Here is an 11384-nt window from a genome sequence, read left to right as displayed (position 1 = left end):
TTCGCCTCCGCTCATCGCAGGGACATTGAATCAGGCTGCAGCCTCAAAGGCGAAAGGTTTTCGAGGTGTCCATCTGTCTTCTCGTGGCCAGTGGCCATCGAGGTCTTCATTATCATTCATGTTGTCTGTCATGGTCATTTCCTATGACCGGGACGAGAGGACCTTTTCCTCCCTGACAATCCCGATCACAGGCTCTGCCGACGAGAGATTTTCCTCCTTCCGCCTCATGTCAGGGCGGACAGCGCCCGGGGCGCAACCCGCGCAACCATCGCCACACGGATGCGCAAACACAAAAGGGCCGGAATGCGGGTGGTGCATTCCGACCCTTCATGGAGGCGGGGAAGTGTTCAGCAGCGCAAGCCGGGTATCGCCGCCTCGAACTCAGCGTAGGAGCCTTGGGTTACCATAGGGTGCGCTAAAATATGGTGAAGGCGCGGATATTCAGTTTGCACGCTGACAGGGCAAAGTCGTTTTACAACCCACAGGCGCGTACAATATTCTACCAGCCAGACCGCGTGCATCACGATGCTTCTGGCGTCACGGCGCTGATTTCGGTGCCAGATCCACTGGCTGATCGCTGGACACAGCTTGGCAAGTGAACCGACACCGTCTATTGCCACTAAAGTGTACAAATTCAGACATGAACTGCGTTGCGCAAACGAGTTGTTCAAAGGGGGGCAAAAATGGCTGATACCGAAAGCTTGATAGGGCTGACTGCTGATATTGTCGCGGCACATGTCGGTAACAACAGCGTGTCGATCTCGGATATCGCTGGTCTGATCAGCAGCGTTCACGCATCGCTTGCCGGACTGAGCGAGGCCGAAGCGGTGCCCGCGCCGCCGCAAGAGCCTGCTGTATCCATCCGCGCATCGATCAAGCCGGATTATCTGGTCTGCCTCGAAGACGGCGCGAAGGTGAAGATGTTGAAGCGCTATCTCAGCACGCACTTCGGCATGACGCCGGACGAGTATCGCGCCAAATGGAACCTGCCCAAGGATTATCCGATGGTGGCACCTAATTACGCGGCACGTCGCCGTGAACTGGCTATGGAAATCGGCCTTGGAAAATCCGGCCGTGGAGGCAGGCCGGCAAAGCCGAAAGGCTAAGGCTGGTCGCCAGAGGCTTCACTGGCGTCGGCATCGCTCGCCTCGCACTGGCTAGCGCGCTGGAGATCATCGCGGCCAGCGTCTCCTCTGCGCGCGCGAACGATGGGGCCTGACGTCAGCAGATCCTGCCTTACCCATTGCGGCGCATGTTCAAGCACGCGCAACACCAGTTCGTTGATTCCCCCGCTAATGGCACGAGCCTATGCGGCAAAATCCGGGGGGTCGCAAAGTGATTTTGCGAGGTGCGCAACCGCGACAGGAAAGTCGAGAGCGGCGCATTCTTGCACTTTGGTTGCGCGCTGGACCTTGTAAAGCCGATAGCCTGTTGCGCTGCCGGCCATGAAAGTTGCGCATCATGTTCGCTTTATGTTCTATTGCGTGCCCATGCGAATCGACGCCCTCCAAAACACCCGTCAGGATGTAAGCCAGACTGCGTTGCGCACACTCGAGGATGCGGTTGCGCAGGCCCGGGCAGGCGAGGTTGGACGAACCTGGGGACAGCGGCTTGCGCTCAAATGGCTGATCCACATAGGAGCCGCGCAATTGTGGCAGTGCAAGGCATTCTGGGATGCGCTGGTCGATACCAATGCCTGGGCGTGTACGGCTGCGAGCGGTCAGGACCACCGGATTAATACCCTGATGGGCATGCTCGATAGCTGGTATCTCCGGATGGGCCTCACGCCGCCCGGCCTGAAATTGCGCCAGCGCTGGGCGCGGCGCTATGCCGCTGACATTGACATGGAGGCAGGGACATCTCAGCTTCCCTGCATGTGCAACCGCTATCAGCCCGGCGAACGCCAGCGGATCGAGGATCATTTCAGCGCAAAGGTGCTGCGGCCCTATAACGAGGGACCGACAACCGTGCACCCAAAGGAGCCAGGCTGGGTAGTGCGGCAGCACGATGGCCAGATGGTGCTCGAGCAGATGACCTGGGGCTTTCCCGTCGTCCTCAGGGGCAAGCAGGTTCAGCCGCTCAAGCCAAAGCCGGTTAACAATGCGCGGTTCGACAAGTTGGGCGCGTTCTGGAAACGCTGGGCCACGCAACCCGAGCATCGTTGCCTGATCCCGGCGTCGCGCTATGCCGAAGCCGTCGGCACGCCGGGCAAGATGACGGAGACATGGCTGTCGGTGCGCAGTGAGCCAATATTTGCCTGGGCAGGGCTCTGGCGGACCTCGGATGAATGGGGCGATTGCTATACCGGTGTGATGACCGACAATGCGCCCGAGCTCGAGCACATTCACGATCGTTCGCCGGTAATCTTGCGCGCCGATCAATGGCAGACCTGGCTGAACGCGCCGCTTGCCGATCTGTACGTGTTCGACAAGCCGTATCCAGCCGATGCCATGGCCGTCGAGGCCACCACGCGCCTCTGGGCGCGGTCCAGCAACAAGGAATAGACCGCATGCCTCCCAAGCCCGATCCGGTGCAGCCCGGCCAGCGCAGCGTCTGGGATTTCCCGCGCCCGGCAATAGCAGAGCCATGCGATGCGCACATCCGCATCGAGCATCGCGGTGTGATCGTTGCCGAGACCCGCAATGCGATCTGCACCTATGAGACAAGCCATCCGCCGAGCTACTACATCCCGCCGCAGGACGTTGCGCCGGGACTGTTGCGCAGGGCCAGCGGCAGCTCCTTTTGCGAATGGAAAGGCGCTGCCAGCTATTGGGATGTCGTCATCGGCGATGAGGTCTTGCAGCGCGTCGGCTGGAGCTATGCCAGCCCCACCGCCAGTTTCGCGATCCTGCGCAACCACCTTGCCTTCTACGCTGGTCCTTTCGACAAATGCACGGTCGATGGTGAAACCGTCATCCCGCAGTCCGGCGCCTTCTATGGCGGCTGGATCACCTCCGGCTTTGCAGGCCCGTTCAAGGGCGGTCCTGGCACTTTGGGTTGGTAGGATGAAATTCCGATCAATAGTCCGGCGACGGATGATCTGAAAAATCGACCTTGAGCCTGTTGCGTGAGATAACGGCAAACGGGCCCGTCAAAGTGCGATAATGTTGATTATGTTAAATTAAATCAGTGGCTTAGCATGCTCACTGAAACCTATTCGACGGCATTGCGATTTACAATCCTCTGAAACCAATCAGGCCGCAAAGAGATTGCCCTGTGATCTGGTCAGCCTTGTTTCGCTTTGCGGTGAATTTGCCGGTCGCCGCAGAAGCGACAGCACATGGGAATTCACGACGTAAACGGCATGTCTGCCACCACCGCGGTTGTGATGGTTCGTCGCATAGCCACAATAATGCCGCGTCACCAGTCCGGCGCGAACCAGATCTGTGATCGCCCGGCTCACATTTGCCCGGCCGACAGAAAGAACCTGCTCTTCAACCGCTTGATCAATCAATTCTCGGTCCACCTTCGCACTTCCCGTAAGTGCATGGCGCAAAGAAGCTTCCACCCGGTGACGAAGGGCGGCGCGTTTGCCCCCTTGATCATTGAGAGGCAAGAGTTGCCTGCACAACCAATCTCGGAGAGTCGTCGGCGACTGTGACAAATGGACATAAGGCCCAGCCCTGCCTCCCTCATCTGCAGCTTCTGCGACCAGCTGCAGCACGAGAAACGCATAGCGAGGTCTCTTGGAGACTTTAGCCAGGATCGCAAAAATGCCCCCGACGCCGGCAATCTGTTCGTCAGTTTCCATGGATCAGTATTGAGCACAAAAGGTGAATCTTGTGAATCCCCTTTAGCCTTCTATCTGGCGCTTTGTCCTGTATGACACTTTGCCTGCATGCGTCGGATCTCAGGATTGGAGCTACACCCCTGACGTTAGCCATTTGTCCGCATTGAAGGCGATAGACATTCCCCGATGGGCGCCAGCTGTCCAGCGTGACACTTTAGCCGGCGGCAAAGTGTCACGTGGGCATTAATCAAATTGCCAGCAAAGCCTTGTCTCCCAGTTTTCGGGAAACCCCATAGAGCGTCGATCGGCAGCTGACCGAGACTTGATCAGGCTCGCCAAACGCTGTGCAAATGTGGTGTCTTGGCTTTGATGACGCAGCAAATGGACGAGCACAACCAGAGCATTGTAAATCTGGTTTGCAGGCTGGCTCTGAACGCCTCCTGCAGTTTTGACCTGCACCACGACCAAGTCGCCGCTGAAACGCTTGATAAGTGTTAGCCGTTTAACGGTATGTCGGTTCCACAACCTGCCATGGTGCGCACAGATGTTCCGAATATAGGAAAGAAGTTGAAGCGTGCCTTCGAGAACCTCTCGCGAAGGCAAGCCCAGGTCTCTGGCCACGGCGCTTTTAATTTTTGGATCTTTGGTGGCCGCGAACCACCGAGAGAGTTCACCGAACGTCATCAGCTCGGTGACAATCCAGAGGGGTGGCATGAAGGGTGCCGTATACTTCCGCCGGTAATGCTCGACGAACACCTCACTGCTGTCTCTGGACCTGTTGGCAAGCGCCGACAGCAGAGTGATATGGTCGTAACCCGATTGGAAGACTGCTGCGTCGAGGTGCGCATGAGATCGGTGTGCCAACGCAAGCCGATTTGTCCAGCGGGAGCGCAGTGCAATTTCTACGCGTTCGATAGCCTCCATGACAAGCAAGCGCAGCTTTCGGTCGAAAACGTAGATATCGATGATCGTGCCGAAATGGAGGCCCGGGGCAAATTGCTTGGATCGTGTCTGATGATCCGTTGGCGGAATCTCGAAAGGTAGCCAGTAGGCACTCAGTCGGTAATAACCCACGGTCTCCAACCAGCGGCGCATCAGAGATTGATCGCCCTGCATCCCCCGCTCTCGAAGCAGTGCAATTTGATCATCGATGGACGTTGGCGGTTTGTTGAAATACATAGGGCCTCGTCGATTACTCGACGAGGCCCCAAAAAGTAACCCCCCGGTATTGGGCAAGCCGAAGCTCTAAGCCTGTGGGGTGTTGTTGCCCTCCATCTATGCCTTAAGACCCTAACGGTCAATGAATGAATTACCCCTCTGGCTGCCAAAACTGGAAGCAGCATCAGCTGGCTCGTCCAAAATGCGATACGACACATCAACGCCAGAAGCCGTCGCGCCTCTGACCATGCCGGTTGTCGTAGCCGTCGCGCTGGTCGTAGGCGCTCTTGCGGATACCCACCTCGACCCGCTGGCCGCCGACGTTGCGGATGTGGAGATCGCGCAGATCGACCTTGTTGCGCTGCGCCCAGTCCTTCGCCTCGCGCTCACTCCCGAAGGTTCCTGCGTCTTCGTAGTCAAATGCCATGTCTTTTCTACTTCCTGATGATGATGTTGACGGCCCCTTTCAGGGGCGTTTCGCGACCCTTGTGCAGCGAAAGAAAGGCATCGGCGCACTGTTCCCAGAGAAGAGCCGCCAGCTTCGCGATCAGCCTCACAAAGGTGGCCGCGATCCTGCCCATCAGAACTGCGACAAGGATCACCAGACCTATCGCCACCAACTCGGCGGCCATTTTCTGGTTTTCGAGTGCGGCTCGCAGGTCGGCGCATCCCTGAAACCCGTACGTATTGAGGTCGCAGACCACAAAGCTGTCCCCGCCAGCGGCACGCGCAATCTCCGAGAGCCCTGCCTCGTTTACCAGATTGGTCAGAGTCAGCTGCTGCGCGAAGTGAACTTCGAAAGTGTCTGAAGGCGGTTTGCCCGCTGTGGCATGGGCAATCTGTGTCACGATCTTCCTCCTATCGGCTGCGTTCGATGTTGCGTTCGGGAACGTCCAATTGCGGCGTTGCCCGAAGGCTCGCCGGATCGATCCGTGAGGCAGATGCTTGCCTGTCCTCAGGCGCCCTCAGATGATCAGGGATGGTGGGGCGAAACTCGCCAGCTTCGCGGCCGCTGCGCTTCGTCTCGACCTGCTTTTCGCCAAGGGTTTCGAGCGCGCTGGTCTTGTCACCCGGATTGCGGTCGATCTGCGCCAGGAGCCGATCGCGGTCGTTGGTGACGATTGTGATGTCGTCACGCACCCGTGTCATCATGACCAGCGCCAGACGCTGGTTTGACAAGTGCCGGGCTGATGAGTGCATCTCACCGATCGCCATGTCGCGGGTGTCGCCCTGCGCCTGATGCATGTTGATCGCATAGGCCAGCCCCAGGCGCTCGAGCATGCGGTCATTCTGCTTGAGTTCTACGGTCTCGCCTGCCTTGTTCTCGAGCGTGACGATCCCATCCCTGATTCCGAGGATCCTCGCCTCCTCGGACTTCATCAGCCCCCTGGCATCATCCTTTTCGGTCCAGCGGATCTTGTCGCCTTCGTAGATTGTCTCCTTGTGCTTTTCGGAGAGCCTCAAGGCATCGCGCTTGTCCGAAGGATCGATCGCCGCCGGATCGAATTTGATTAGCTTGCCGCTTTCATCGCGCAGCATGACCCGGCCCTTCGCGTCGAGGCCTTGGACATCGTACCGGCCCCGAACAAGCCCTCCAGGGGCGTTCTGGCGCGTCACTTCGAGCAACTGGCCCGTGCGGTAGGTTGCGGCGTAGCGCAGCTCCTCGCGCGTCGCGTGGGCCGGGAGGAGAGTGGTCAGCCTCAGCCCTTCCCCCTGGATCGCCCCTTCAGCCTTCAGGCCCTGCTGGACCATCCGGTTGAGTTCGCTGCGCGCCGCACGTCCTGACGAGTAAATCGCGGTGCGCTCGCGATCGTCCGGCGAAAGCTCGAGCCACTTTTGGGCGGTGACCTTGAGGTGGTCTGCGCCAGCTTCGACCACACGCTCGCCAAGCGAAGCAAAGCTTTCCTTGAACATGCCGGCGCGCACGAGGCCCGCCGCTTCCTTCATGTGCTCGGTGCGCTGCCGCAGACTGGTGTCTATGCGAGCCAATGTGGGGTTATCGGACTGGATCAGCGAAAAGCTCTTGCCCGCCTCGATCGGTTGCAACTGAGCGCGGTCTCCAATCATGACCAGCTTTTCAACACCAAGCCGGTTGGCGATCGTGAGCAGGTCATTCATCGGCTTGTTCGCAACCAGCGAAGCCTCGTCCAAGACCAGCACTTTGCCGCGCAAAGCCTCGCGCGATGCCTCGAACTTCGGACCCGACCCCGCAAGCGCGGGCCGCAGATGCGCATTCACAAAGGATGAGACGGTTCTTGCTGCGATTTCCTGCCTGACGATCTCGCCGTCTGGCCCGCGGATCTCCGTCCCGGTCCGAAGATCGCTGACCATCTTGTTGGCAAAGGCGAGGCCGATCACCTCCCTTCCCTCCTGATGCGCCACGCTTGCAATCGCCGAGATGATCGTCGTCTTTCCGGCACCTGCAACACCCTGGATCACGACCGTGCGGTCCTTGCTGGCGAGCGCCAGTGTTCCGGCAGCAATCTGCTCGGCGTTGAGGTCATGAGTGCCCGCAACTTGCCGCAAGCGCCCGGGCGCCTCGGCGGCTTCGATAATGGCCTGGCCTGCGCCCTTTCCCGCGGCGACATTGGCCAGCGTTGCCCGCTCGATCTCGACATGTTCAGGTGTGGTGTATTTCTCGGGCCTGCCATCGAGCCTGTCGCTCTTGCCCTCCAGCACCTTCCCGCCGGCCACCAAGACGCCGATCCGTGTTTCCACCCCGTCAGCGGTCACACCCTTTACGCCGAGGTCGAGCGCGGTCTTGACCAGGTCGCCTCGGGTCCAAGAGGTTTCGCGTTCGCCGATGATCCTGATCGCAGAAGCGGTTGCCATCTCAGTGCGCAGCTGCGTGGGCGTCAGGGTGATCCGTTGCAGGCCATTGGTTGTCAGTGTGTCCGCTGGCCGGGTGTAGAGCTTCACACTGTCGCGGAGCACGCTCAGCGTTTCCTGCACCCGCTGAGGCGATCCCAATGGGCTTTCGCGCGCCTCCGAGCCGCGTTCCCGTGCCTGTTCGACCAACGCCTTGGCATCGAACCCCAGCCCTGCAGCGCGCCGAGCCCATTCCTGCCTGAGCGCCAGCTTGTCGTCCGGATTGAGCTTGGGATCGCGGGTGCGCTTGGTGATTTCACGCAAGGCTTCTGCGTCGTTTGCGCTCTTCCCGAGTTTCTCGGCCGTCGCCAGAATGGTCAGGCGACGCTGGCTGAAAGCTTCGATCAAATCGCGCGCCACGCCCTTGATCTCGAACTGGCCGTGCTTGCCCGTGATCTGGGTTTCGTAGCCGAGCTTCTCGAGGTTCGTCCGCAGCGCGGCGTTGTAGATGGAGCCAAGGACTGTGTTGTTCTTCCAGATCTCTCCGTTCCACAGCGCCTTCCAGTTGCCAGCCTTGTCCTGCGTCATCGCAGCAATGACAGCATGGGTATGGTTCTGCGGGTCCAGCGCCCGGCTCGTGTCGTGCTGGAACAGGGCATAGAGGAGCTTGCCTGTGACCACGCCCTCGCCGTTGGCATTGCGTGATCGGTCGCGGGCCTGCGCATAGTGCTTCTCGAGATAGGCCATGGTCGCCTTGACCGCGGCCAGCTGTGCATCGAGGATCCGCTTGTCTCCGCCCAACTGCGCCAACAGGCTGGCCGATTTCGGCATGGAGAATGTGAGGTCTATCCCCGAGCGGCGGTTTGCGTTGCCATTTACGACCGTGTCATCGGGCAGTTTGCCATCGAGGACTTTTTCGAAGTCGTCCTTGGCGACGGGACCAGCAAGCCCGAGTGCTTCAGCGCCCTTCCCGCCCCATTCGCTGAGCTCCGCAGGGCCATCGCCGACATAGTAGTCGTCCTTGGCGAAGTAGTTTGCGGCGCCGCCTGCTGATGCGACTGATGCGACCGAAAGCATCTCAGGCTACCCTTGCCTGTTCGCGCCGGAGCATCGGCCCGGCACATTGCGCGCAGAATAGGGGGCACACATGGCAGGTCTGTCCTGCCGCGCTCATCGCCCAAGCTCCTGATCATCGTCAATGGAAGGGTCCTGACGGCTCTGCTTTTCGTTGCCGATGCCGCGCATGTTTTCTCTGGAAAGCTCGCTCTCCTGTGCGTCTGCCCTGCTGTTCTGCGCTCGCCCCTTCGGCCCTTCGATCTTCGTCTGCGCGCTGCGCTCTTCACTGTCGCGCATGGCCAGGTTCTGCCGCTCGCGCTGGTCCTTTTTGCCCGGGCGGTGATAGCCATAGAGCTCCCCTTGCGCTGGCCTGCGCTCGAAGTCTGCCCTCTCTTCTTCATCCTCGATCTTGCGCGCCACCTCCTCCTCGGTCAGCTCGCGCTCAGGGTTCAATGGCCCTTCGATCGCCTCCCTCAGCTGCTGCGCTGCCCGCTCAGCCTCACTTAGCGCTACCTCTTCGCGATCCTTCAGCTCCTTAGGCGCGAGGTCAGGTTCTGCGCCTTCCCTATCCCCACCCCCCAATTCCGCGCCATCCCCTGACGGTGGTGTGTATTCGGCGGCGCGCATGTCGGTGACACGCTCGAAGCCCTTTGCGCGGGGTTCGTAATCTCTCCACGTCAGCCTGATCCGGGCAGCGGGGAACCCGTCCGGGAATTTCACGAACCCGTGCATGCTAGGTAGGTCGCTGATGTCGACCGGCATGACGAGTTCTTCGACGTTGGTACGGGGCGTGATCGTCGAGGCGTCGCGGTTGTCATTATAGCCGTAGGAATAGGCTTCATCCATGATCCGGACCTGACGGTTGCCGATGAACTCGGAGCATCGCCGCGAGGTCTCGGGATCGGCCGTCTTGAGGATCAGTTTGGTGCCCGCCAGCGAGGCCAGATTGGTAGCCCCGTTCTCGCCATAGGTTTCTTCAAGCTTGTCGAAGGAATGCATGCCAAGCACGAAGGCACCACCAAACGCCCGCGCGGTCTGCAAGCCATGATCGATCGCCGGAAGGCGATGCAGCGCATGGACCTCGTCGATGAGAAACCACGTGCGCAGGTCGCGGCCCCTCCCCATATGGAACAGCGCATTGACGGCAAGGTCCATCCAGAGTGTCAGGAGCGGGCGATTGAGGACCAGGTCCGGGTGCGTGGACGTAATGAAAAGGATCGATCCTTCCTTGACCTCGGTGGTCATCCAATTCTTGATCGAGAAGCCGGTTTCACCCGGAGGAGGTTCGGGCAGGAAGCGGAATACATTCGCGTTGGCGATGAAAGTGGTCCGGATCGACTCTGCCATTTTGGCAGCGGCGGGTGACATCATCGGCCCTGCAATCGTGCCTTCAAGTTGAGCATGGATCGTCTTCAGATCCGACTGCATCAGGAAGTAGGAAAGCGCGCCATTTGAGCGCACGCCCATCTTGATCAGCTTGACGCACATCTCGACGAAGAGGGTGCGTGCCGATTTCTGCCAGAAGTCATCTTCCGCGCTGTGACCGCTCGGAACCAGCGCCGTCGCAGCGCTCATGAATTCGGCGTAGTTGTCGCAGTCGTTGAAGATCGACCATGGCACGCAGCGCCGGTCCATCGGATTGAGGATGATGTCCGTCTCGGCATCATAGAAGCTCTCGACGAAGGTGCCGGTCAAATCGAAGATGACGCAGCGATGACCGCGTTCACGCGCCTGCGTGACGATCTTCTTCAGCTCGGTTGTCTTGCCGGCGCCGGTCGTCCCGATGAACATCGCATGGCTTTGCTCAAGGCGCCAGGGAACCGGCACACCTGCGAGACGGTAAGGCGCATGCAGACCCGCCCGGACACGGTCCTTCAATGGCTCTTCGAGGATCTTGTCGGGGTCCACTGCCGGCGTGCGCTTGCGGCACTCGCTGACATGCGCTTTCCAGTTATGGCTGGTGATGGCTTGGGCCAGTTCGCTGTGTGTCACAAGCACGGCACCGCGCTCGTGCCGCTCGGTCAGAATGTCGGTGCCGCGCCGTTTCGAAAAATCGACAAACCAGACGGTCAGAGGCACACAGATAAAGGCTGCACCGAGACCTGCGGAAATGCCGACCTGCACCGCCTTGGCCCAAGCCCGTTCCACGGCAGGATGATAGGGCACCATCGACATAGTGCCTTGCACCATCTGACCCGACGGAAGCGTCAGGTTTACAGGCTTGTTCGGATTGAGCTGCACCCATCCCCAGACCTCGGCGTAGAGCTTCATCAACACGAGCTGCACCTCGTGGTTTTTGAAGGTCAGACTGACGAGGATGCACAGCAGTACAACGGCGGTTCCAATCCAGACGTAGAGGGGCATTCTGATGCCCGCCCAGGTCATCAGGATTTCGTGGTGGAACAGCTGCGACCCGCGCGTAAAATTGCCTGCGTTCCGCTTCACTTTTTCGCGCGCGGAAGCGTGGGTGAGAGTGGCAGCTTTTTTGCTGAACCGGATGTCTTCAGCCATGATGTTCTCGAACGTTGGAGAGCGCCTGAGCGATCAGGTGTTCAGTGTCCCCCGTCAGCACCAATGGCACAGATTTGAGGTTGTGATTTAAGGAGGGTTGGGGCTTCGTCGTAGTGACGAA

General features: G+C 59.6%; 9 protein-coding genes. 3 read left to right on the top strand and 6 right to left on the bottom strand.

What is annotated here, in order from left to right; all coding sequences use genetic code 11:
• The first annotated feature begins 683 nt into the window (after positions 1–683).
• The 3 genes from OPU69_RS19480 (at position 684) to OPU69_RS19470 (ending at position 3004) form a co-directional block, all read left to right on the top strand.
• Positions 684–1106 (top strand): Ros/MucR family transcriptional regulator, encoded by a 423-nt coding sequence (locus tag OPU69_RS19480; RefSeq protein WP_498513206.1) that lies wholly within the window; start codon positions 684–686, stop codon positions 1104–1106.
• 384 nt (positions 1107–1490) lie between these two features.
• A complete protein-coding gene (locus OPU69_RS19475; RefSeq protein ID WP_498513204.1) occupies positions 1491–2504 on the top strand; it encodes an SOS response-associated peptidase in 1014 nt (337 codons plus the stop codon).
• 5 nt (positions 2505–2509) lie between these two features.
• Entirely contained in the window at positions 2510–3004 is a 495-nt protein-coding gene (locus OPU69_RS19470) for a DUF427 domain-containing protein (RefSeq protein WP_498513202.1), read from the top strand.
• 189 nt (positions 3005–3193) lie between these two features.
• Here OPU69_RS19470 and OPU69_RS19465 read toward each other — a convergent pair whose 3' ends face one another.
• From OPU69_RS19465 to OPU69_RS19440, 6 genes are all read right to left on the bottom strand, one after another.
• Positions 3194–3751, bottom strand: a complete 558-nt coding sequence (locus tag OPU69_RS19465; RefSeq protein ID WP_498513200.1) for a hypothetical protein — start codon at positions 3749–3751, stop codon at positions 3194–3196.
• Between the two features lie 222 nt (positions 3752–3973).
• On the bottom strand, positions 3974–4909 hold the full coding sequence (locus OPU69_RS19460) for an Abi family protein (protein ID WP_498513198.1): 936 nt from the start codon (positions 4907–4909) through the stop codon (positions 3974–3976).
• A 196-nt stretch (positions 4910–5105) separates the two neighbouring features.
• Positions 5106–5315, bottom strand: a complete 210-nt coding sequence (locus tag OPU69_RS19455; RefSeq protein ID WP_498513196.1) for a hypothetical protein — start codon at positions 5313–5315, stop codon at positions 5106–5108.
• A gap of 7 nt (positions 5316–5322) precedes the next feature.
• Entirely contained in the window at positions 5323–5736 is a 414-nt protein-coding gene (locus OPU69_RS19450; protein ID WP_498513195.1) for a hypothetical protein, read from the bottom strand.
• A 10-nt stretch (positions 5737–5746) separates the two neighbouring features.
• Positions 5747–8773, bottom strand: coding sequence for a MobF family relaxase (gene mobF / locus OPU69_RS19445; protein ID WP_498513193.1), 3027 nt, complete (start codon positions 8771–8773; stop codon positions 5747–5749).
• Positions 8774–8866: 93 nt separating this feature from the next.
• Positions 8867–11263, bottom strand: coding sequence for a type IV secretion system DNA-binding domain-containing protein (locus OPU69_RS19440; RefSeq protein ID WP_498513191.1), 2397 nt, complete (start codon positions 11261–11263; stop codon positions 8867–8869).
• Positions 11264–11384 lie beyond the last annotated feature (121 nt).

This window comes from Blastomonas sp. 34TW (assembly GCF_059803595.1).
The sequence above is the reverse complement of the archived record's forward strand: the minus strand, read 5'-3'. Positions and strand labels throughout refer to the sequence as shown.

Coding starts and splice junctions, on each gene's coding strand:
- mobF (WP_498513193.1), bottom strand. CDS start 8,773: ATGCTTTCGGTCGCATCAGTCGCATCAGCAGGCGGCGCCGCAAACTAC.
- OPU69_RS19460 (WP_498513198.1), bottom strand. CDS start 4,909: ATGTATTTCAACAAACCGCCAACGTCCATCGATGATCAAATTGCACTG.
- OPU69_RS19475 (WP_498513204.1), top strand. CDS start 1,491: ATGCGAATCGACGCCCTCCAAAACACCCGTCAGGATGTAAGCCAGACT.
- OPU69_RS19455 (WP_498513196.1), bottom strand. CDS start 5,315: ATGGCATTTGACTACGAAGACGCAGGAACCTTCGGGAGTGAGCGCGAG.
- OPU69_RS19440 (WP_498513191.1), bottom strand. CDS start 11,263: ATGGCTGAAGACATCCGGTTCAGCAAAAAAGCTGCCACTCTCACCCAC.
- OPU69_RS19470 (WP_498513202.1), top strand. CDS start 2,510: ATGCCTCCCAAGCCCGATCCGGTGCAGCCCGGCCAGCGCAGCGTCTGG.
- OPU69_RS19465 (WP_498513200.1), bottom strand. CDS start 3,751: ATGGAAACTGACGAACAGATTGCCGGCGTCGGGGGCATTTTTGCGATC.
- OPU69_RS19480 (WP_498513206.1), top strand. CDS start 684: ATGGCTGATACCGAAAGCTTGATAGGGCTGACTGCTGATATTGTCGCG.